21 protein-coding genes and 2 pseudogenes are annotated in these 21,583 nt (G+C 40.3%); 5 read left to right on the plus strand and 18 right to left on the minus strand.

The window, feature by feature from the left end:
- Positions 1–9 precede the first annotated feature (9 nt).
- A complete protein-coding gene (locus SORDD15_RS06960) occupies positions 10–549 on the plus strand; it encodes a DUF3278 domain-containing protein (protein ID WP_061415894.1) in 540 nt (179 codons plus the stop codon).
- A gap of 113 nt (positions 550–662) precedes the next feature.
- On the opposite strand, the gene SORDD15_RS06965 is transcribed toward SORDD15_RS06960, so the two are convergent.
- From SORDD15_RS06965 to SORDD15_RS07040, 16 genes and pseudogenes are all read right to left on the minus strand, one after another.
- On the minus strand, positions 663–1,274 hold the full coding sequence (locus SORDD15_RS06965; RefSeq protein WP_061415897.1) for a TipC family immunity protein: 612 nt from the start codon (positions 1,272–1,274) through the stop codon (positions 663–665).
- Positions 1,275–1,278: 4 nt separating this feature from the next.
- Positions 1,279–1,892 (minus strand): annotated as a pseudogene (locus tag SORDD15_RS06970) (TipC family immunity protein).
- Between the two features lie 4 nt (positions 1,893–1,896).
- Positions 1,897–2,508: a TipC family immunity protein gene (locus tag SORDD15_RS06975; protein WP_061415899.1), complete on the minus strand. Its 612-nt coding sequence runs from the start codon at positions 2,506–2,508 to the stop codon at positions 1,897–1,899.
- A gap of 10 nt (positions 2,509–2,518) precedes the next feature.
- Positions 2,519–2,986 carry a hypothetical protein gene (locus tag SORDD15_RS06980; RefSeq protein ID WP_061415900.1) on the minus strand — a complete coding sequence of 156 codons (468 nt, stop codon included), beginning with the start codon at positions 2,984–2,986 and terminating at the stop codon, positions 2,519–2,521.
- The gene (locus SORDD15_RS06985; RefSeq protein ID WP_061415902.1) at positions 2,983–3,594 is read right to left on the minus strand and encodes a TipC family immunity protein; all 612 of its coding nucleotides are present in this window, start codon (positions 3,592–3,594) and stop codon (positions 2,983–2,985) included. Before SORDD15_RS06985 ends, SORDD15_RS06980 begins: the two co-directional genes overlap by 4 nt.
- 10 nt (positions 3,595–3,604) lie before the next feature.
- A complete protein-coding gene (locus tag SORDD15_RS06990; RefSeq protein ID WP_061415904.1) occupies positions 3,605–4,072 on the minus strand; it encodes a hypothetical protein in 468 nt (155 codons plus the stop codon).
- Positions 4,069–4,677 carry a TipC family immunity protein gene (locus SORDD15_RS06995; protein ID WP_061415906.1) on the minus strand — a complete coding sequence of 203 codons (609 nt, stop codon included), beginning with the start codon at positions 4,675–4,677 and terminating at the stop codon, positions 4,069–4,071. The genes SORDD15_RS06990 and SORDD15_RS06995 overlap by 4 nt, the downstream gene beginning before the upstream one ends.
- A 10-nt stretch (positions 4,678–4,687) precedes the next feature.
- Entirely contained in the window at positions 4,688–5,155 is a 468-nt protein-coding gene (locus SORDD15_RS07000; protein WP_061415908.1) for a hypothetical protein, read from the minus strand.
- Entirely contained in the window at positions 5,152–5,766 is a 615-nt protein-coding gene (locus SORDD15_RS07005; RefSeq protein ID WP_061415910.1) for a TipC family immunity protein, read from the minus strand. Before SORDD15_RS07005 ends, SORDD15_RS07000 begins: the two co-directional genes overlap by 4 nt.
- A gap of 10 nt (positions 5,767–5,776) precedes the next feature.
- Positions 5,777–6,244 carry a hypothetical protein gene (locus tag SORDD15_RS07010; RefSeq protein ID WP_196756222.1) on the minus strand — a complete coding sequence of 156 codons (468 nt, stop codon included), beginning with the start codon at positions 6,242–6,244 and terminating at the stop codon, positions 5,777–5,779.
- Positions 6,241–6,846, minus strand: coding sequence for a TipC family immunity protein (locus SORDD15_RS07015; RefSeq protein WP_061415912.1), 606 nt, complete (start codon positions 6,844–6,846; stop codon positions 6,241–6,243). Before SORDD15_RS07015 ends, SORDD15_RS07010 begins: the two co-directional genes overlap by 4 nt.
- Before the next feature lie 10 nt (positions 6,847–6,856).
- A complete protein-coding gene (locus tag SORDD15_RS07020; protein WP_081102397.1) occupies positions 6,857–7,324 on the minus strand; it encodes a hypothetical protein in 468 nt (155 codons plus the stop codon).
- Positions 7,321–7,938: a TipC family immunity protein gene (locus SORDD15_RS07025; protein WP_061415916.1), complete on the minus strand. Its 618-nt coding sequence runs from the start codon at positions 7,936–7,938 to the stop codon at positions 7,321–7,323. Before SORDD15_RS07025 ends, SORDD15_RS07020 begins: the two co-directional genes overlap by 4 nt.
- 10 nt (positions 7,939–7,948) lie before the next feature.
- A pseudogene (locus SORDD15_RS07030) lies at positions 7,949–9,603 on the minus strand (T7SS effector LXG polymorphic toxin).
- Positions 9,593–9,952, minus strand: coding sequence for a DUF3958 family protein (locus tag SORDD15_RS07035; RefSeq protein WP_061415918.1), 360 nt, complete (start codon positions 9,950–9,952; stop codon positions 9,593–9,595). The pseudogene SORDD15_RS07030 and the gene SORDD15_RS07035 overlap by 11 nt, the downstream one beginning before the upstream one ends.
- Entirely contained in the window at positions 9,949–10,227 is a 279-nt protein-coding gene (locus SORDD15_RS07040; RefSeq protein WP_061415920.1) for a TIGR04197 family type VII secretion effector, read from the minus strand. Before SORDD15_RS07040 ends, SORDD15_RS07035 begins: the two co-directional genes overlap by 4 nt.
- A 200-nt stretch (positions 10,228–10,427) precedes the next feature.
- Between SORDD15_RS07040 and SORDD15_RS07045 the strand changes: the two genes are divergently transcribed.
- Both SORDD15_RS07045 and SORDD15_RS07050 read left to right on the plus strand, forming a co-directional pair.
- Positions 10,428–10,904, plus strand: coding sequence for a glutathione peroxidase (locus tag SORDD15_RS07045; protein ID WP_061415922.1), 477 nt, complete (start codon positions 10,428–10,430; stop codon positions 10,902–10,904).
- 343 nt (positions 10,905–11,247) lie between these two features.
- Positions 11,248–15,339 (plus strand): alpha-L-fucosidase, encoded by a 4,092-nt coding sequence (locus SORDD15_RS07050; RefSeq protein ID WP_081102398.1) that lies wholly within the window; start codon positions 11,248–11,250, stop codon positions 15,337–15,339.
- A gap of 160 nt (positions 15,340–15,499) precedes the next feature.
- Here the strand turns inward: SORDD15_RS07050 and SORDD15_RS07055 are convergent, their stop codons facing one another.
- Complete coding sequence (locus SORDD15_RS07055) at positions 15,500–17,110, minus strand: glycoside hydrolase family 13 protein (RefSeq protein ID WP_061415924.1); 1,611 nt, start codon at positions 17,108–17,110, stop codon at positions 15,500–15,502.
- 152 nt (positions 17,111–17,262) lie between these two features.
- Here SORDD15_RS07055 and SORDD15_RS07060 point away from each other — a divergent pair, with 152 nt between their 5' ends.
- The gene (locus tag SORDD15_RS07060; protein WP_061415926.1) at positions 17,263–18,747 is read left to right on the plus strand and encodes a DUF1846 domain-containing protein; all 1,485 of its coding nucleotides are present in this window, start codon (positions 17,263–17,265) and stop codon (positions 18,745–18,747) included.
- A 94-nt stretch (positions 18,748–18,841) separates the two neighbouring features.
- On the plus strand, positions 18,842–19,324 hold the full coding sequence (locus SORDD15_RS07065; RefSeq protein WP_000032544.1) for an S-ribosylhomocysteine lyase: 483 nt from the start codon (positions 18,842–18,844) through the stop codon (positions 19,322–19,324).
- A gap of 57 nt (positions 19,325–19,381) precedes the next feature.
- Here the strand turns inward: SORDD15_RS07065 and SORDD15_RS07070 are convergent, their stop codons facing one another.
- On the minus strand, positions 19,382–21,487 hold the full coding sequence (locus SORDD15_RS07070) for an ATP-dependent Clp protease ATP-binding subunit (protein ID WP_061415928.1): 2,106 nt from the start codon (positions 21,485–21,487) through the stop codon (positions 19,382–19,384).
- Between the last annotated feature and the right edge of the window lie 96 nt (positions 21,488–21,583).

Here is a 21,583-nt window from a genome sequence, read left to right on the forward strand (position 1 = left end):
GTTACCCACATGAAAAAAGAAGACTTAACCACTCGCCTACTCCGAAATCTCTTTCATATCCAAGGTCCTTTTGATGAATGCCGGCAAGAGATTATCTACAAGGCAGGTGCCCGTTCCATGGTCCAAATCGTTTACTCCTCCCTCCTACTCTTCTTGTTCTATCTCCTATTTGGACGCTTCATAGAAGTCGTTCGCTATGCCATGCCCTACGTATACTCTGGACTCATTTTTTTCATTACCTTAAAAACTCAAAGAGCCGTCAAAGAACTCCATCTGGAAAAAGATGACAAATCAGAAATCATCCTCAAAGCCTACAGCAAAGGGCAAATCAAATTTCGAAGTTGGGTTGTGTTTATTGGTATTCAAATTGGCTTCTTTACCTTACTCATCTTTCATAAAATCTTCGTTCAGCAGATGTCTCTTTCAGATTTTGTGAAACTTCTCATACAATTCGATAAAATGCTTCCTTTACTAGTCTTGGGATTGGGAATTGGTGCCATCTTTGGAACCATGACCTACGCCTTTTTATCGGAACACGTTAAAAAATAGACCAAGATTCGCTAATTTCTCATTTTATAGGCAAACAATCCCATCCAGCTCATGCTAGATGGGAGTTCCACTTCAATTCATAGGATATTTTCCAAAATATCTACTTATCCTCGTCACCAATTCTCCCACTGGGTTTCAATCTTGATATCGCCATAGTTGCTTGGCGAGTACTTGCTATCATAAATGGAGCACCAATCTTTCAAGACTTTCTGGTTGACGATCTCGTCGTAATAAGAATCTAAGTCCTTGGCAGTGATACCGTACTGCTCTAGATAGGATTTTACCTGAGCTTCATCTTCAATATAATTTTTCGTATCTGTCTTCTTCAAAACTATTTTTACAAATTTTTTTAAACGACGTTCTTTATGAGAATACACAGTCCATATTTTTATACTAAGGTTGGACTCTATCCGTTTTTCAAATGAAATCAAGCTTAATTGAGCTTCGGATTCAAAATTAAAATCTATAGCAATTTTCTCATAGCTATCTGGTAAAGCATTTCCCTCATAGGCGACACTTGGATAAAATTTAGAATCATCACTATACTCTTGATATCTATGTGCTTCAACATCTTTCAACTGGTTAAAAACATTATTTCCTAGATAGGTCTTCTCCGTTTCTTGGTAAATCTCATCAAAGATATTTTTAGGTTGTTGGATAAAAAAGTAGAAACAGGATGATATGATTATCACGAATAAGGCTACTAGGCCTAGGATTTTCTTCATATTATCACCAATTTTCCCACTGGGTTTCAATCTTGATATCGCCATAGTTGCTTGGAGAATACTGGCTGTCATAAATGGTGCACCAGTCCTTCAAGACTTTTTGATTGACGATTTCGTCGTAATAAGAATCCAAATCCTTGGCAGTGATACCATACTGCTCTAGGTAGGATTTCACCTGAGCTTCGTCTTCGATATAAGTTTCTGTATCTGCTTTCTTCAAACCTATTTTGACAATTTTTTTTAAAGTACGGTCTTGATAAGTATATTTATTCCATATCCTAACTCTCGTGTTTGGTCCTACTTGTCTCTCAAATGAAATGGAGCTTAATTGAGATGTATATTCAAAATTAAACCCAATTTCTATTTCAGAATAATCTGACGGTGTTTTCTCTTTGTTATACAATCCAAATGGATTTTGAGATATATTAGGATCATCACTTGGCCAACCTGATCTGATTTTAAACCCATCTATATTTCTTAAAATATTATTTGTGCGATAGGTTTTCTCTGTTTCTTGGTAAATCTCATCAAAAATGTTTTTAGGTTGTTTAGGAAAAAGTAAAAACAAAGTAATACAACTAGTAAGACTAAAGCTAATAAACCGAGGATTTTCTTCATATTGTCACCAATTCTCCCACTGGGTTTCAATCTTGACATCGCCATAGTTGCTTGGCGAGTACTTGCTGTCATAAATCGAACACCAATCTTTCAAGACTTTTTGATTGACGATTTCGTCGTAGTAAGAATCCAAGTCCTTGGCAGTGATACCGTACTTTTCGAGGTGGGATTTTACTTGAGCTTCGTCTTCGATAGATTTATCAGTTCCATCTTGGTTTATGAGTAGCTGTACATTTTTTTGAAATAATTTTTCTTTTGTAAGATACCTACCAAAAATGAAAATTCTTAACCCATTACTTAATCCCTTCTCAAAAGAAACGAAGACTGTATTTGTATCTTTTGTAAAATGAAATATTAAATCAATATTTTTATAGTCATGTGGAGTTTTCTGTTTTTGATAAAGTACATAAGAATAAAATTTAGAATCATCATCATACTCTTGATATTTATGTACTTCGACGTCTTTCAACTGGTTAAAAATATTGTTACCAAGATAAGTCTTCTCTGTTTCTCGGTAGATTTCATCAAAAATGTTTTTAGGTTGATGAATAAAAAAGTAGAAACAGGATAAAACAATTAGTACAAAAAACGCTACTAAACCTAATATTTTTTTCATCATCATCCTCCTAATCTGCCACTGCTTCCAAGCGATTTAAAAATGTAGACACATCTGGATATTTTCTTTCAATATATACTTTAAGAGCATCCTCCCCATCTAGCTTAATATCCGTTGGTCGCAAACTAGCATAGATAGTATCCTTGACTTTCTTCCAATCCTTATTTTTCAAGAATTCTCTTTCTCTCTGAGAGGAGTCTTTTTGAAGGTCAGCATAGTAAGAAGAGATAGCTTGATCATAGGATTGTCCCTTCTGCATACGGCCGATCAGGTTGACTGAGTCCAAATCTGCCTTGTAGTCATCTTCACCAATACTTGGCTTCATATCATTTGCATTAAAGGTTGTATCTCCCTCCCAGCCAGAAAGATCTTTGACACGATCTCTACCGCCATAGAGATCGGATAACTGGAAACTGCTAGGATTTAGATGAGTAGCCATGGTAATGGACTGATGGGTAAAGTCTGCGTGGCCGATCACCAGTTCTCCCACTGAGTTTCAATCTTGACATCGCCATAGTTGCTTGGCGAATACTTGCTGTCATAAATGGAGCACCAGTCCTTCAAGACTTTCTGGTTGACGATCTCGTCGTAATAAGAATCTAAGTCCTTGGCAGTGATACCGTACTGCTCTAGGTAGGATTTTACCTGAGCTTCATCTTCAATATAATTTTTCGTATCTGTCTTCTTCAAAACTATTTTTACAAATTTTTTTAAACGACGTTCTTTATGAGAATACACAGTCCATATTTTTATACTAAGGTTGGACTCTATCCGTTTTTCAAATGAAATCAAGCTTAATTGAGCTTCGGATTTAAAATTAAAATCTATAGCAATTTTCTCATAGCTATCTGGTAAAGCATTTCCCTCATAGGCGACACTTGGATAAAATTTAGAATCATCACTATACTCTTGATATTTATGTACTTCAACATCTTTCAACTGGTTAAAAACATTATTTCCTAGATAGGTCTTCTCCGTTTCTTGGTAAATTTCATCAAAAATGTTTTTAGGTTGACGCACAAAAAAGTAGAAACAGGATGATACAATTATCACGAATAAGACTATTAAAGCTAATATTTTTTTCATCATCATCCTCCTAATCTACCACAGCCTCTAAGCGATTTAAAAATGTTGATACATCTGAATAGTTTTTATCAATGTACTCTTTAATAGATACCTCACCCTTTTTCAGAATATCTGCAGGTACCAGGCTAGAATAGATGGTACTTCTGACCCCTTTCGAATCTTTATTTTTTAAGAATTCCCTTTCTCTTTGAGTAGAATCCTTTTGAAGGTCAGAGTAATAAGAAGTTATAGCTTGGTCATAGGATTGCCCCTGTTGCATACGGCCGATGAGGTTGACTGAGTCCAAATCTGCCTTGTAGTCATCTTCCCCAATGCTTGGTTTCTTATCCGTAGCATTTTTAGTCATGTCTCCTTCCCAGCCTGAAAGATCCTTGACACGCTCTCTACCGCCATAGAGATCGGCTAACTGAACTTGATTAGGATTAAGGTGAGTCGCCATAGTGATGGACTGGTGGGTAAAGTCTGCGTGACCTGTCACCAATTCTCCCACTGGGTTTCAACCTTGACATCGCCATAATTACTTGGCGAGTACTTACTGTCATAGATGGAACACCAGTCTTTCAAGACTTTCTGGTTGACGATTTCGTCGTAATCCTTCTCTAAATCTTCTTTAGAAATATTATTTTTTCTTAAATATTCTCTTACTTTTTCTTCATCATCAATAAATTGGCCTGGTTTCCTTGGCTCTTCAAAAATCGCAAGTTTCTTTTTGAGCACTTTCTTTTGCAGATTATAGTGTGCTGAATACCATAGGGTAATATTCGAATTAGTCTTTCTTTCAAAACGAATCGACATCCCTTTAATACCTGAACCAAAATTAAAGTTAATGGTTATATCACTGTAGCCTTTGGGAAGAGTTTCATACTTTCCAAAAGGAGTATAGGATATATTTGGGTCATCACTCGACCAATCAGGCCTAACTTTAAAGCCATCTATATGCCTTAAAATATTATTTGACCGATAAGTCTTCTCCGTCTCCTGATAAATCTCATCAAAGATATTTTTAGGGTGATTGTTGAAAAAGTAGAAACAAGATAATACAATTAGTAAGGCTAAAGCTAATAAACCGAATATTTTCTTCATCATCATTCTCCTACTCCACCACGGCTTCTAAGCGATTTAAAAACTTGGACACACCTGGATAGTTACTTTCAATATATGTTTTAATAGCGTCTTCCCCTTTTTCCATAACCTCTAATGGAAGGATACTGGCATAGATAGTACTTCTGACTTGTTTCCAATCTTTATTTTTCAAAAATTCTCTTTCTCTCAGTGTCGAATCCTTTTGAAGGTCAGAGTAATAAGAAGTTATAGCTTGGTCATAGGATTGCCCCTTCTGCATACGGCCGATAAGATTGACTGAATCAAGGTCTGCCTTGTAGTCATCTTCACCAATGCTTGGTTTTTTATCCGTAGCATTTTTAGTCGTATCTCCCTCCCAGCCTGAAAGGTCCTTGACATGCTCTCTACCACCATAGATATCAGATAACTGGAAGCTGCTAGGATTTAGATGAGTAGCCATGGTAATGGACTGGTGAGTAAAGTCTGCATGGCCTGTCACCAATTCTCCCACTGGGTTTCAATCTTGATATCGCCATAGTTGCTTGGAGAATACTGGCTGTCATAAATGGTGCACCAGTCCTTCAAGACTTTTTGATTGACGATTTCGTCGTAATAAGAATCCAAATCCTTGGCAGTGATACCATACTGCTCTAAGTAGGATTTCACCTGAGCTTCGTCTTCGATATAAGTTTCCGTATCTGCTTTCTTTAATCCTATTTTGACAAATTTTTTTAAAACACGATCCTTCCGAGTATAGTTATCCCATATTCTAACTCTAACATTTGGCCCAATTCGTTTTTCAAATGAGATTGAACTTAATTGTGTTTTTGTAGTAAAATTAAAACCAATTTCGATTTCAAAATACTCTTCTGGGGTATGGTCTTTATTATAAGTTCCAAATGGATAATATTTAGAATATTCTCCATCACTTGGCCAATCCGGTCTAATTTCAAAACCTTCTATATTTCTTAAAATATTATTTGAACGATAAGTCTTCTCTGTCTCCTGATAGATTTCATCAAAAATGTTTTTAGGTTGATGAATAAAAAAGTAGAAACAGGATAAAACAATTAGTACAAAAAACGCTACTAAACCTAATATTTTTTTCATCATCATCCTCCTAATCTGCCACAGCCTCTAAACGATTTAAAAATGTGGATACTTCTGGATATTTTCTTTCAATATATGCTTTAAGAGCATCCTCCCCATCTAGCTTAATATCCGTTGGTCGCAAACTATCATAAATAGTATCTCTGACTGTATCCCAATCCTTATTTTTTAGGAATTCTCTTTCTCTCTGAGAGGAGTCTTTTTGTAGATCAGCATAGTAAGAAGTTATGGCTTGGTCATAGGATTGTCCCTTCTGCATACGGCCGATAAGGTTGACCGAGTCCAAATCTGCCTTGTAATCATCTTCCCCGATGCTTGGTTTCCTATCATTTGCATTAAAGGTCGTGTCTCCCTCCCAGCCTGAAAGGTTCTTGACATGCTCTCTCCCACCATAGATATCGGATAACTGGAAGCTGCTAGGGTTTAGATGAGTAGCCATAGTGATAGACTGGTGGGTAAAGTCTGCATGGCCTGTCACCAATTCTCCCACTGGGTTTCAATCTTGACATCGCCATAGTTGCTTGGCGAGTACTTGCTGTCATAAATAGAGCACCAATCTTTCAAGACTTTCTGATTGACGATTTCATCGTAGTAAGAATCCAAATCTTTGACAGTAATACCATACTTTTCTAAGTAGGATTTCACCTGTTCTTCGTCTTCGATATAGCTATCCTCGTTTCCTGATAATACTATCTGAATTGACTTTTTGATTGTTTTAGTGTTTGGATTATATTTGTTGACCATCCATAGCTTCATACCATCAGCTACTTTTCTCTCAACTGAAACAAACATTTTACTATACGCTTTCTCAAAATTAAATCCAACTCTCAGTTCAAGATAGTCTTTCGGAAGAGTCTTATACTTTCCTAAAGGGCTATATTTAAAATAATCTCCATCACTTGGCCAGACATCATCAATTTCAAAACCTTCTATATTTCTTAAAATATTATTTGTGCGATAGGTTTTCTCTGTTTCTTGGTAGATTTCATCAAAAATATTTTTAGGTTGATGCGTAAAGAAGTAAAAACAAACTGATACAAGTAATACTACTATTGTTAAAACACCTAGTATTTTCTTCATAGATTTCCTCCTAATCCGCTACGGCTTCCAAGCGATTTAAAAACTTGGACACACCTGGATAGTTACTTTCAATATATGCTTTAATGGCATCTTCCCCTTTTTGCATAACCTCTAATGGAAGGATACTGGAGTAAATAGTACTTCTAACCTGCTTCCAATCTTTATTTTTTAAGAATTCTCTTTCTCTAAGAGTCGAATCCTTTTGGAGGTCAGCATAGTAAGAAGATATGGCTTGGTCATAAGATTGTCCCTTCTGCATACGGCCGATAAGATTGACCGAGTCCAAATCTGCCTTGTAGTCATCCTCACCAATGCTTGGTTTTTTATCCGTAGCATTTTTAGTCGTGTCTCCTTCCCAGCCTGAAAGGTCCTTGACATGCTCTCTGCCACCATAGACGTCGGATAACTGGAAACTACTAGGATTTAGATGAGTAGCCATAGTGATGGACTGGTGGGTAAAGTCTGGGGGCTCTATCACCAATTCTCCCACTGAGTTTCAATCTTGACATCGCCATAGTTGCTTGGCGAGTACTTGCTGTCATAGACGGTACACCAATCTTTTAAAACCTTCTGGTTGACGATTTCGTCGAAGTAAGAATCCAAGTCCTTAGCTGTAATACCGTACTGCTCTAGGTAGGATTTTACTTGCGCCTCGTCTTCGATGTATGTTTCCACTCTATTTTCATAAATCATAATTTTTTTAACTAATACTTCTTTCTTAAATTCGTAATGAATAACAAAGTTAATTAATTCTCCTGAGTTAGCATATCTTTCAAACCAAATATTTACACCTTTACTACTACCTTCAAAATTAAACCGTAATTCTAAATTCTTCGCATCGCTTCCAAGAGAAGAATCATCGTATGTTATTATTGATTCATACTTATCCGTTTCATTCATATTCGAATCATAAAGCTTTCGATTTTTTACTGTCACATTTTTTAATTCATTGAAATTATAATAACCCAAATAATTTTTTGCTGTCTCCAGGTAGATTTCATCAAAAATATTTTTAGGTTGACGCACAAAAAAGTAGAAGCAGGATGATACAATTATCACGAATAAGACTATTAAAGCTAATATTTTTTTCATCATCATCCTCCTAATCTACCACAGCCTCTAAGCGATTTAAAAATGTTGATACATCTGAATATTTTTTATCAATGTACTCTTTAATAGATACCTCACCCTTTTTCAGAATATCTGCAGGTACTAGGCTAGAATAGATAGTACCTCTTACCTTTTTCCAATCCTTATTTTTTAAGAATTCTCTTTCTCTATGAGAAGAGTCTTTTTGAAGGTCAGCATAGTAAGAAGAGATAGCTTGGTCATAGGATTGCCCCTTCTCCATACGGCCGATAAGGTTGACCGAGTCCAAATCTGCCTTGTAATCATCTTCCCCGATGCTTGGTTTCCTATCATTTGCATTAAAGGTCGTGTCTCCCTCCCAGCCTGAAAGGTCCTTGACATGCTCTCTCCCACCATAGATATCGGATAACTGGAAGCTGCTAGGATTTAGATGAGTAGCCATAGTGATGGACTGGTGGGTGAAGTCTGCATGACCTGCCCCATTATTAGAATAGGCCTTTAGTTTGCTATCCCAAAATTGGTCAAAACCTTCTGTAGTACCATAAGTATCTTTGTAGTTCTTCTTTGCATCCTCATATCTATTAGTACTACTGCTTAAATCCGATTCATGCATTTTCTTAACAGTATTGCCACCATTTGATAACGCATGTTGCAATCGAAGATTATAATAGAGTTCTTTACTCTTTTCTTCTTTCAACCCCAGTTCTTGATAAATTTCAAGAAGAGGTTTCGTTACTCTTGCTTTTTCGCCTGTAATTGGACTGCTAACTACCTCATCATAAAAATAATTATTTAAAGAACCCGCAGTTTCGTTCCACTGAAACCCATCATAGGATGCTGCACCGACGACTCGCAAAAAGATATAGTCACGGAACTCTTGACTAGAGGTTGGGAACTTCTTGTCTATCCCTTGCTTGATGGTCAAGAGCTGCTTGGCTGTCTCGGCATCAAAGCCGTATTCTGCCATCATGGTTTGGACAAAGGCTTTCTCTTTGCGACTGAGCTTCATGTCCTTTGTATCAGCATAGGCAGATAGGTAGTTGGCCCAAGTCAGGTCAGATGGGACTTTAAAGACTCCTTGCTTGGCATCCCAGCTCGTTTCTATCTGAGCCAGTCCTCGACTCAACTGCACATCGATCCTATCCTGTCTAGATCATCGAACAGTCCTCCTGAATAGCTATCATAGGCACGCAGGTCTCCCAAAATCGTTTCATAGACACGTTTATTCGCGTGGTGACCTCGCATGAGTTCTACATTGCTGCGTCTCAATCTCCCCTTTTCTTCACTATCCATGGTTAAGCTCGAAAGAGATTGGTTGACTTCATCTAGATAGGCGATCATTTGCTCTTCCTGACGGATTTTATCAAGCAGATCATCCTCACGCCAACTCTTGCTGTCGACCATCGTTTGGTAGTCTTCTGGTAATTTCTTGATGGCTTGAGAGAAGGTTTCTGCATAGAGTTGTCCCCCTTTGCACAAGGGCAGTAAGACACTTGCAAAAAAACTTCTAGCCGAATCATAAGCGTTACCCTTTAGACTCTCTGTATCCTCTGAAAACTTTTGGATGGCTGATTGCAAATCTTGATAAGCCTCCACCTGAGATTGGCACATAGTCGCTACACTCGAACGTTGTAGTTGTGATTGTTCCAAATACATATCAATGCCCATGTCGTGTCTCCTCCTCTCTTTCTAGTTCTTTGCGTCTTTCATAGTAAAACGCATCCAAGTCCCCCTCTAACCGGAACTTTTCTTTCTTCAAATCATCCATGTGGTAAGCGAGGTCCTCAAAGATTTGGTTTTTGAGATGATTTCTCTGCAGGAGCGTTTCTTCCAACTGGCCTGCGTATCGGCTCTGATAGGCAGCCTCCCACAAATCACTTTGATAACGGTGGCTAGCTCTATCATATCCTTCAAAGGTTTCTATTAGTTCTTTGGTGCGGTAGTTCTCTTTCCCATTGTCTTCTAGCTGGTACAAGAGTTCTCGCTCTTTGTTCTTCAACTCATCTAACTTGCTCATGTATGACTCCCAAAACCATTGGCCGCAGCCGCATCTAGCGCTTCAAAATCACTCGCTACAGAGTGAAGTCGTTCGGAAGTTAGCGTGACAGCAGTTGTAATCTGACTAGCAAGATGTTGAGCCTTTGTCAGACATTGATGGGACTTGTTATTCCCTTGAAGGGTTGTTAAGTCATCTTGACTAGCAACAGCAATCGCTTTTAACGATTGACAAACATTGTTCAACTGACTCGCATAAGATTGCGCAAGATTTATATCACTTTTTACTGTTGACATGACTGTTTTATCCTTTTTCTGATTCCCTAGTGATAGGTACACTCCATTTAGCTATATAGGCCTATTATACCATGTTTCATAAAAGGAGCATCATTTTGTCCTGATTTATGTACAATTATGTATTTTTCAACAACTCCTCTCATCCGACTCGACGAAAAAAGTAAAAACTGTTACAATGTAGAAAAAGAAAAGAGGCCCTCATGACCAGTGTATATGATTTTTCCGTTTTGAACCAAAACAACCAAGCAACTCCCTTGGAGAGCTATCGTGGTAAGGTTCTCTTGATTGTTAACACTGCTACCGGATGTGGTTTAACGCCCCAGTACCAGGGACTTCAAGAACTCTATGAGCGTTATCAAAATCAGGGATTTGAAATATTGGATTTCCCTTGCAATCAGTTCATGGGACAAGCACCCGGCAGCGCAGAAGAAATCAATAGTTTCTGTATCCTAAACTATCAGACAACTTTCCCTCGATTTGCCAAGATCAAGGTCAACGGCAAGGAAGCAGCTCCTCTCTATGTTTGGCTAAAAGACCAGAAATCTGGTCCGCTAGGAAAACGAATCGAATGGAATTTTGCTAAGTTTCTCATTGGCCGAGATGGGCAAGTCCTTGAGCGCTTCTCTTCCAAAACAGATCCCAGAACCATCCAAGAGTCTCTCCAAAAAATACTCTAATTTCTTTTTAAAACGCATCCTTTCATTTAGTTTGAGTCTTAAAAGGATGCGTTTTTTCTTTAGAAAGTAACTTATTTTCTTTAATTTATATTTGTTTTTTTAAGTTTTTACTATTGCATTTCCCAAGACAATTTAGTATATTTTTCATATTAAAAACTTTCAGTCATTTTAAGAGCGAAATTGGGTTTAAATTTTTTTATCTTAAAATGAAAGCGTTTTACAAAAGAGAGAATGGAGGATGTAAATCTTTAAAGAGACTATTTATCATTAAATACGGTTGTATCCAAGTCATACTTGGGCTCAGGCAGTAGCTGACTGCCTTTCTAAAAACTAGGAGTATATTATGAATCGATACCTTTTTGAGAAAGGACAAACTTTCAGCATTCGGAAGTTAACTGTAGGTGTTGCCTCCGTCATCATCGGACTCGCATTTTTTGCTTCTGGAACCGCACGCGCAGACGAAACATCTCCAACAACTACACCTCCTCTCGATAATCAGATCGAACAAGTCGCAGATACAGAACAAGATAAGAATACCTCTACAAACGAAGCAAATCAAAAGCAAGCTGAAAAGCAAGAAACATCAGTCACTAAAACTAACGGTACCGAATCCGATATGGAACTTACCACTGCTAGGACTGTTGACAAGGAGAATCGTGTAGAAGAAAGTATTCAAGCAACTAATGTAAACAAGGCAGAGTCAGACTCTGATTTGAGCAATCAAAGCACAACTACTCCTCCCACTTCTCATCCAGAAGATAAGGAAACCGAGATTGATAACCATGGTCCGCTTCCAAGTAAAGCACAACTCGATTACCACAAGGAGGAGCTAGCTGCCTTTATCCACTTCGGCATGAATACCTATTACGACCGTGAGTGGGGTGACGGAAGCGAAGACCCTTACTACTTTTATCCCGAAAATCTCGATACGGATCAATGGATTAAGACGCTAAAAGACTCTGGTTTTAAACGCACAATTATGGTAGTTAAACACCATGATGGTTTTGTTTTGTACCCTTCAAAATACACCAATCACACTGTTGCTAAGAGCGTTTGGAAAGATGGAAAAGGCGATGTCCTTGAAGAAGTGTCCAAGTCTGCTAGCAAGTACGACATGAACATGGGGGTTTACCTATCACCATGGGATGCCAATCATCCAAAATACCATGTTGCAACCGAAAAAGAATACAACCAATACTATCTCAACCAATTGAAAGAAATCCTTGGTAATCCGAAATACGGTAATAAAGGGAAATTTATCGAGGTTTGGATGGACGGTGCGCGTGGTAGCGGTGCCCAAAAAGTAACCTATACCTTTGATGAATGGTTCAAATACATCAAAGAAGCTGAAGGAGATATTGCTATCTTCTCTGCTCAACCGACAAGCGTTCGCTGGATCGGAAATGAACGAGGTATAGCAGGCGACCCTGTATGGCATAAAGTCAAAAGGGCCAACATCACAGACGATGTGAAAAACGAATACCTCAACCATGGTGACCCAGATGGTGATATGTACTCTGTAGGGGAAGCTGACGTTTCGATCCGTTCAGGCTGGTTCTATCATGACAATCAACAGCCGAAATCACTCAAAGAGTTGATGGACATCTACTTCAAGTCTGTTGGTCGTGGAACGCCACTCCTTCTCAATATTCCACCAAATAAAGAAGGAAAATTCGCCGATGCGGATGTGGCTCGCTTGAAGGAATTCAAGGCAACCCTAGACCAAATGTATGCCACTGACTTTGCCAAAGGCGCGACTGTAACAGCAAGTTCTACTCGTCAAAACCACCTTTACAAGGAAAGCCACCTCACAGACGGTAAAGATGACACCAGCTGGGCCCTCTCAAATGATGCCACAACCGGTAGCTTTACAGTCGATTTGGGGCAAAAGAGACGCTTTGACGTCGTTGAACTCAAGGAAGACATCGCCAAAGGTCAACGTATCTCTGGCTTCAAGATTGAAGTCGAAATCAACGGACGTTGGGTGACATACGGCGAAGGTTCGACCGTTGGTTACCGTCGCTTGGTTCAAGGCAAACCTGTTGAAGCACAAAAAATCCGTGTAACCATCACTGGCGCTCAAGCAACTCCAATCTTGACCAACTTCTCAGTCTACAAGACACCAAGTAGCATTGAAAAAACAGATGGCTACCCTCTTGGACTTGAATACCACTCAAACACAACGGCAGATACAGCCGGAACAACTTGGTACAATGAATCTGAAGGTGTTCGTGGCACTTCTATGTGGACCAATCAAAAAGATGCCAAAGTAAGCTATACCTTCACAGGAACCAAGGCCTATGTCGTCTCCACAGTCGATCCAGGTCATGGAGAAATGTCCGTCTACGTTGATGGTCAAAAGGTTGCCGATGTCCAAACTAAGAATGCTAGCCGTAAACGTAGCCAAAAAGTCTTTGAGACAGGCGATTTAGCACCTGGTCAACATACTATTACCCTTGTAAACAAAACAGGCGAACCAATTGCTACTGAAGGAATCTACACCCTAAACAATGATAGCAAAGGGATGTTTGAACTCGAGTCTACCAACTACGAAGTCGAAAAAGGAAAACCAGTCACTGTTAAGATTAAACGTGTTGGTGGAAGCAAGGGAGCTGCTACTGTTCGCTTTATCACAGAACCTGGAACTGGAGTTCACGGTAAAGTTTACCAAGATACAACTCAAGATGTGACCTTTAAAGATGGAGAAACAGAAAAAACTGTTACCATCCCAACGATTGACTTTACAGAACAAGCCGACTCTGTCTTCGACTTCAAAGCCAAGCTCACTTCTGTCACTGATGGTGCCCTGCTCGGTTTCGTTACCGATGCAACCATCCAAGTGATGAAAGCTGAATTGCTGATCAAGGACCAAACAAGTTATGATGACCAAGCTAGTCAGTTGGATTACAGTCCTGGCTGGCACCATGAAACCAATTCGGCAGACAAGTACCAAAAAACGGAGTCTTGGGCTTCCTTTGGTCGCTTAACTGACGAGCAAAAGAAAAAGACAACTGTGACAGCTTACTTCTACGGTACTGGACTTGATATCAAGGGCTATGTTGATCCAAATCATGGTATCTACAAAGTCTTCCTAGATGGCAAAGAAGTTCCTTACCAAGATGGCATGGGAAATGCTTCGATTATTGATGGTAAGAAATACTTTAGCGGTCGTGCAGCCCAACGCCAAGGCAATCAAACTCTGGTTAGCTTAAAAGGTCTGGACGAAAACTTGCACGCAGTCACCCTTCAGCTAGATCCTGATCGAAACGATTTGTCTCAAAATATCGGTATTCAAGTGGACCAATTTATCACTCGTGGCGAAGGTAGCGAACTCTACAGCAAGGCAGATATCATCCAGTCTATCTCTAAATGGAAAGACGATCTGTCCAACTTTGACCCAGCAGGCTTGAAAAATACGGCTACTGCACGCCAAGCTTTCCAAGCTAATCTAGAAAAATTGAGAAACCAACTCAGCGCTGATGCAGTGGATGTTCAGGATGTCATGTTGACGGTCAGTGCCCTACAAGATATCCTATCCAAGGATGAAAACTATCAAAGAGGCCAAGAGGAGCCTAGTCCAGAGCAACCGGAACAACCAGAAGAACCTGAGAAACCTGACCAGCCTGAGCAACCAGCTCAACCAAAACAACCGGAAATTGAGTACGATAAGGCTATGGACAGATTGACGAAAGCGATCGAGAAAAAAGTCGCTGAGCTTGGATCCAACAAGGAAGCTAAGAAGCAATTGCTAACAATTGCTGACCAAGCCATTGCCGCAATCCAAGAAGCTAAAACTCAGGAAGCAGTCAATCAAGCGCTAGAAACTGCTCTCGAACAAATCAACGAGCTCGAAGCATCTCAACCTGAAAAGCCTGCTCAACCGGAAAAACCTGCTCAACCGGAGAAACCAATTACTTCTTCAAGTCCTGAGGAAGGGGTTAAAGACCTTGTCTTTACACTTCCAAGCTTGGAAATCGTCAATAAGGTCGTACCGTTCAAGACTATTCGTCGCGAAAACCCACAATTAGACAAAGGAAAAGAGCAAGTTCTATCAGAAGGGAAAGACGGTCTCTTAGTCGAGTATGTTGAAGTGGACGGTGACAATCGCAAGGTTCTCCAAACAGAAGCAACTCCAGCTCAAGATCGAGTGATTGAGGTAGGTAGCAAACAAAGTTCAGTTGGAACAGAAGCGCCACCAGTTGTGACTCTTCCTGAGTATGTTTTCCCAAGAGAGACTGAAAAACCTGCTCCAGTCGTAACAGATAATTCATCATCAAAAGATGAAAAAGCTCCTGTTACAGCTACAGTCAAAGAAGACAAGGAAAGACGACTCCCTGCAACTGGGGAACAAAAAACAACTGCCTTCCTCTTCTTGGCAGCCATGACTTCTATCTTGTCTCTCCTCATCTTCCAAAAGAATTTCAAAGACTACTAACCCTCTTTAATTGATTCTTTCTAATTATTCAGTTCCCCCGTTGAGAAGACCATTTGGTCTTCTCTTTTTCTATCTGTAAAATTAAAAGCATCCACAAATTAAACAGCACCCCAAAAATCAGACAGAAAAAATCTAACTTTTGGAGTGCTGTTCACTTATTTTAATCCGTTAGTTCCACACAGAAAGCATCCCATGGTGCCAAGGTTTGTTTTTTAACTGCTTTTTTAGCAGTAGTGTTTTCAATCAAGATTGACTTAACTCTTCCTTCTACTGAAAAGTTTTGTTTTTCATTGGACAAGTTAGCCACAACTAGGAAGCGGCGCTCACCGTCCTTACGGATATAAGCAAAAACCTTATCAGCCGTATCAAGCAATTCGAAGTCCGCTCGAATCAGCCAGCTGTTCTCCTTACGGATTTGAACCAACTTCTGATAGGTATAGAAGATAGAATCTGGATTTTCCAGTGCTTCTTGAACGTTGATTCCTTGATAGTTTGGATTAACTGCCAACCATGGTTGGCCTGTTGAGAAACCAGCATTTTTACTCTCATCCCATTGCATCGGGGTACGGGCATTATCACGTCCGATGACACGGATACTGTCCATGATTTCTTCCATCGGAACGCCTTTTTCAAGAGCTTCACGCGCATAATTGAGAGATTCAATATCTTCTACTTGGTCCAGTTTTTCAAACGGATAATTGGTCATCCCAATCTCTTCACCCTGGTAAATATAAGGTGTCCCTCTCATGAGATGAAGCAAGATTGCAAAGGCTTTGGCAGATTTTTCACGGTATTCTTGGTCATTTCCCCAAATAGAGACGATTCGAGGGAGGTCATGGTTATTCCAGAAGAGAGAATTCCAGCCATCCTCAACTCCTAATTCTGTCTGCCATTTATTGAAAATTTCTTTTAATCTTCCTACATTTAGCTCTTTTTGGTAATGCCACTTAGGTTGCCCTTCTTGATACTGAAGTCCGATGTGTTCAAACTGGAAGACCATAGACAATTCTTGTCCCTTTGGATCCGAGTAGAGCTTAGCAATCTCTGGTGTAGCTCCCCAAGTTTCCCCTACTGTCAAGAGATTCTTATCTCCAAAGGTCGCCTGATTCATCTCCTTGAGATAGGGATGGAGCATGGGACCATTATTGACTATCTTCTCATCAGGAATTTTCCCAATCATGTCAATGACATCCATACGGAAACCACCAATGCCTTTATCAATCCAAAAGTTCATCATCTCATAGATTCTCTGGCGAAGTTTTTCATTTTCCCAGTTGAGATCGGGCTGTTTCTTACTGAAAAAATGGAGATAGTATTGACCCGACTTTTCATCGTATTCCCAAGCAGATCCACTAAAGATAGACTCCAAATCATTAGGCTCATTCCGCCAGATATAGTAATCGCGCTCTGGGCTGTCAGGATTTTCACAGGCCTCGACAAACCAAGCATGTTCATCCGAAGTATGATTGACCACCAAGTCCATGATGATACGAATGTCACGCTTCTTAGCTTCTGCGATCAGTTGGTCCATATCCTCCATAGTCCCAAAAATAGCTGCAATCGCTTGATAATCAGCAATGTCATAACCATTATCGTCCATAGGGCTGTCATAAACGGGAGAAAGCCAAATCGCTGTGATTCCTAACTTGGCTAGATAGTCTAACTTACTAGTAATTCCTGGCAAATCACCAATCCCATCTCCGTTGCTATCCATAAAACTCTTGGGATAGACTTGATAGACTACGGCATTGTGCCACCATTTTTCTTGCATCTTCTTACCTCATTATTTTAATAATCTATAGTCTATGATAGCGCTTTTTAAAACTTTGTGCAAGCGTTTGCCTAATCTTTTTGATTTCTTTTTTGACTCCGTAGTTTCCTATCTTCCAATTTTTTATTATAATAGAGGTCAGAGGTAAAAAAATGAAAAAACAAGCTTTTAGTTCTGAACAATATTTGAATCTACAGCGCGACCACATTTTGGAGCGCATCAACCAATTTGACGGCAAGCTCTATTTGGAGTTTGGTGGCAAAATGTTGGAAGATTTCCACGCCGCTCGAGTCCTTCCTGGTTATGAGCCTGACAATAAAATCAAGCTCTTGCAAGAATTGAAAGAGCAAGTTGAGGTTGTGATTGCCATTAACGCGAGCAACATCGAACATTCCAAAGCGCGTGGTGACTTGGGCATTTCTTATGACCAAGAAGTTCTTCGTTTGATTGACAAATTCAATGAGCTGGGAATTTTTGTTGGTTCCGTTGTCATCACACAGTACGCTGGCCAACCCGCTGCAGATGCCTTCCGCAATCAACTTGAGAAAAATGGGATTGATTCTTATCTTCATTATCCGATCAAAGGGTATCCGACCGATATGGACCACATCATTTCTCCTGAAGGTATGGGGAAAAACGACTACATCAAAACCAGTCGCAACTTGATCGTCGTGACAGCTCCTGGACCTGGTTCTGGAAAATTGGCAACTTGTATGTCCAATATGTACCATGACCAACTCAATGGCATCAAGTCTGGTTACGCTAAGTTTGAAACCTTCCCAGTTTGGAACCTACCCCTTCATCATCCAGTCAACTTGGCCTACGAGGCTGCAACTGCGGACCTTGATGATGTCAATATGATTGACCCCTTCCATCTCCAAACCTACGGAGAAACCACTGTCAACTATAACCGTGATATTGAAATCTTCCCAGTGCTCAAACGTATGTTGGAACGCATTCTCGGTGAATCTCCATACGCTTCACCAACAGACATGGGTGTCAACATGGTTGGTTTCGCTATTACAGATGATGAAGCTGCTGTCGAAGCTTCTAAACAAGAAATCATCCGTCGCTACTATCAGACTGTACTTGATTTTAAGGCTGAAAAAGTCGGAGAAACTGCTGTCAAGAAGATTGAACTTCTCATGAACGACCTCGGCATCACACCTGCAGACCGTAAGGTTGCTGTTGCTGCACGCCAAAAAGCAGAAGAAACTGGTGGCCCTGCCCTAGCCCTTGAATTGCCAAATGGAGAAATCGTGACTGGTAAAAACTCTGAACTCTTTGGTCCTACAGCTGCTGCCTTGATCAATGCTATCAAAAAATCAGCTAACATCGCTAAGGAAGTGAAACTCATCGAGCCTGAAGTCGTCAAACCAATTCAAGGTCTTAAAATCAATCACCTAGGCAGCCGCAATCCTCGCCTCCACTCAAATGAAATCCTGATTGCTCTTGCTATCACAGCTATGGAAAATCCTGATGCTGCGCGTGCCATGGAGGAACTTGGTAATCTCAAAGGAAGTGAAGCACATTCGACCATTATCCTAACTGACGAGGACAAAAATGTCCTTCGAAAACTAGGAATCAACGTGACCTTTGACCCATACTACCAATACGATCGCTTGTATCGGAAGTAAAAACTCAAACCTCTCCTTTCTCGGAGAGGTTTTCTCTCTATCTCAAGAGCCAGCTTTATGTTATAATGAAAAAAGAAAACTGAAAGGAACTACCATGTCAAAAGAAGTTATTGTTGAAAGTTTTGAACTTGACCACACCATTGTTAAAGCACCTTATGTTCGCTTGATTGGGGAAGAAACGGGGCCAAAGGGAGACATCATCTCCAACTTTGATATTCGCTTGGTACAGCCAAATGAGGACTCTATCCCTACCGCTGGTCTTCACACCATCGAGCACCTCTTGGCCAAACTCATCCGTACCCGCATTGACGGTATGATTGACTGTTCACCATTTGGCTGCCGTACAGGTTTTCACATGATTATGTGGGGACGTCACACTAGCGCTGAAATCGCAGCTGTTATCAAGGATTCGCTCAAGGAAATTGCTGAAACCACTACTTGGGAAGATGTCCCTGGAACAACCATCGAATCTTGCGGAAACTACAAGGACCACAGCCTCTTTTCTGCTAAAGAATGGGCAAAACTCATCCTGGAACAAGGAATCTCAGATGATGCCTTTGAGCGTCATGTCATCTAAACACAAAAGGAACCAGCTTTTAGCTAGTTCCTTCTTTTTTATTCTCAAAATCGTAAGTTAGGCTTTTTCACGAATGACCAAAACGCCATCTTCCATATCTGCTTCCAAATGTTTAGCATCTAGATGATCCAAGTGGAAGTCTGTCACCTTATCACGAATTTGTTGTTCAACCACGCGACGGAGAGGACGAACACCCATGACTTCGTCATAACCTTCTTCTGTGATAAAGTCCTTAGCTGCTTGGCTGACTTCCAAATCAATGTCTTTCTTAGCCAAGGTTTGGTTAACTTCAGCCAACATCAAGTCCACAATCTTAGAAAGGTCTTCCTTATTCAAGTGTGAGAACTCGATAACTGCGTTAAAGCGGTTAAGGAATTCTGGACGGAAGAAGGGTTTCAAACGATCCATCAATTCTGGTTTATCCGCATCTTCTGTCAAATTGGCTTCATAGCCAAATCCAGCATTTGATGTCGCGATAATGACAGTGTTCTTGAAGTTCACTGTATTTCCTTGACCATCAGTCAAACGACCATCATCCAGGACTTGGAGGAGAAGGGTGATTACTTGAGGATCAGCCTTTTCAATTTCGTCCAAGAGAATGATAGAGTAAGGATTGCGACGAACACATTCTGTCAAGGTATTGCTATTGTCATCATAACCCACATAACCTGCTGTTGTACCGATTAACTTAGATACGGCTGTGCGGTCACTGTATTCAGACATATCCAAGCGGATGATTGCATCCTTGGTTCCAAACATATCGAGCGCCAATTGCTTAGCAAGTTCTGTCTTACCAACACCAGTAGGCCCTACAAAGAGGAAGCTACCGATTGGGCGATTGCCTTCATCAAAACCAGCACGGTTACGACGGATAGCACGAGCTACAGCTTCAACTGCCTTATCTTGGCCGATAACCTTGTGTTCCAATCGATGAGCCATATCCTTCAAACGTTCGATATCAGTTGCACCCATTTGTGACACTGGAATACCAGTCATCCGTTCTACAGACTCAGCCACATCGTTGATGCTTGCAGTCACTTTCATATCTTCTGTGTGGTTTTCGATTTTCTTTTCCAATTCTGCAATACGTGTTTTGGCATTAAGAGCTGCTTCAAAGTCTTCTGCCTCAACTGCTTTTTCTTGCTTGTCTTTTTCTGCCTCAATCTCCCGTTCAACAGCATGCACATCTGTTACAGGATGTTGAGCTGCCAAGTGAGCTGCCGTTACATCGACAAGGTCAATAGCCTTATCTGGCAAGCTACGTTGAGGAATGTATTGGATAGAATAATCCACCGCTGCTTTCAAGACTTCGTCTGGCAAGATAACATTGTGATGTTGTTGATAGAGGTCACGAATCCCTTGAAGGATTTTAAAGGTATCCTCTGCTGAAGGAGCATTGACCTTGACTTCGTTGAAACGACGAGCAAGAGCTGCATTCTTCAAGATGGTATTACGGTATTCGTCTTGAGTTGTCGCTCCAATAACGGTCAATTCACCACGAGAGAGAGCTGGCTTGAGAATGTCCGCAAGCCCTTTAGAACCACTGTCTCCTCCGATTGAGCCAGCGCCAAGGATTTGGTGAATTTCATCAAAGAAGAGGATAATATTCCCTGCTTCTTTTACTTCATTGACTAGATTTTGAACGTTTTCTTCAAAGCTACCACGGTATTGAGTACCAGCCTCAAGACCTGAGATATCAATAGAAATAATTTCCTTGTTCTTGATGGCAGCCGGAACATCTCCATTCACAATCGCTTGTGCTAGGCCTTCGACAACGGCTGTCTTACCAACACCTGCATCTCCGACTAGAACAGGATTATTTTTCGTACGACGTGAGAGGATTTCAGATGTTTCTTGAATTTCCTTGTTTCGTCCGATTACAGGATCCAGCTTGCCCTCACGAGCTTCCGCTGTCAAGTTGCGACCTAGTTTAGCAAGGACACCGTCTTGTTTCATACCTGAAGCGTGTTGTTGCATTTGCGCATCCGATTCTGCATTTCCTGGTAATTTCCCAGTTGCACGATACTGAGCAAATTCCTCAGGTGTCACTTCGCGTCCATTAATCAAGTAGCGACGGTTTTCAGAACCATATCCTCGCATACCACCCATCAATTGGTTAAATAAATCATCCATGTTGTTAAAGTTATTAAAGTTGTTGTTCATATTCTTTACCTCGTTTATTATTCATTATTTGCAATCTCTGATATTGACTATCTTTGACCTTTGTTTTAAAAAGATAGACTAGCTAACTAGCTACTC

It is taken from the genome of Streptococcus oralis (genome assembly GCF_001578935.1).
In the GTDB taxonomy this organism is placed as follows: domain Bacteria; phylum Bacillota; class Bacilli; order Lactobacillales; family Streptococcaceae; genus Streptococcus; species Streptococcus oralis_R.

Excerpts from the sequence above, each read along its gene's own strand:
- SORDD15_RS07065 (WP_000032544.1), top strand. The coding sequence starts at position 18,842 with ATGTCAAAAGAAGTTATTGTTGAAAGTTTTGAACTTGACCACACCATT.
- SORDD15_RS06985 (WP_061415902.1), bottom strand. The coding sequence starts at position 3,594 with ATGAAAAAAATATTAGCTTTAATAGTCTTATTCGTGATAATTGTATCA.
- SORDD15_RS06995 (WP_061415906.1), bottom strand. The coding sequence starts at position 4,677 with ATGAAGAAAATATTCGGTTTATTAGCTTTAGCCTTACTAATTGTATTA.
- SORDD15_RS07035 (WP_061415918.1), bottom strand. The coding sequence starts at position 9,952 with ATGAGCAAGTTAGATGAGTTGAAGAACAAAGAGCGAGAACTCTTGTAC.
- SORDD15_RS07060 (WP_061415926.1), top strand. The coding sequence starts at position 17,263 with ATGAAAAAACAAGCTTTTAGTTCTGAACAATATTTGAATCTACAGCGC.
- SORDD15_RS07050 (WP_081102398.1), top strand. The coding sequence starts at position 11,248 with ATGAATCGATACCTTTTTGAGAAAGGACAAACTTTCAGCATTCGGAAG.
- SORDD15_RS07015 (WP_061415912.1), bottom strand. The coding sequence starts at position 6,846 with ATGAAGAAAATACTAGGTGTTTTAACAATAGTAGTATTACTTGTATCA.
- SORDD15_RS06965 (WP_061415897.1), bottom strand. The coding sequence starts at position 1,274 with ATGAAGAAAATCCTAGGCCTAGTAGCCTTATTCGTGATAATCATATCA.
- SORDD15_RS06960 (WP_061415894.1), top strand. The coding sequence starts at position 10 with ATGAAAAAAGAAGACTTAACCACTCGCCTACTCCGAAATCTCTTTCAT.
- SORDD15_RS07005 (WP_061415910.1), bottom strand. The coding sequence starts at position 5,766 with ATGAAAAAAATATTAGGTTTAGTAGCGTTTTTTGTACTAATTGTTTTA.
- SORDD15_RS07040 (WP_061415920.1), bottom strand. The coding sequence starts at position 10,227 with ATGTCAACAGTAAAAAGTGATATAAATCTTGCGCAATCTTATGCGAGT.
- SORDD15_RS07025 (WP_061415916.1), bottom strand. The coding sequence starts at position 7,938 with ATGAAAAAAATATTAGCTTTAATAGTCTTATTCGTGATAATTGTATCA.
- SORDD15_RS07045 (WP_061415922.1), top strand. The coding sequence starts at position 10,428 with ATGACCAGTGTATATGATTTTTCCGTTTTGAACCAAAACAACCAAGCA.
- SORDD15_RS07070 (WP_061415928.1), bottom strand. The coding sequence starts at position 21,487 with ATGAACAACAACTTTAATAACTTTAACAACATGGATGATTTATTTAAC.
- SORDD15_RS07055 (WP_061415924.1), bottom strand. The coding sequence starts at position 17,110 with ATGCAAGAAAAATGGTGGCACAATGCCGTAGTCTATCAAGTCTATCCC.
- SORDD15_RS06975 (WP_061415899.1), bottom strand. The coding sequence starts at position 2,508 with ATGAAAAAAATATTAGGTTTAGTAGCGTTTTTTGTACTAATTGTTTTA.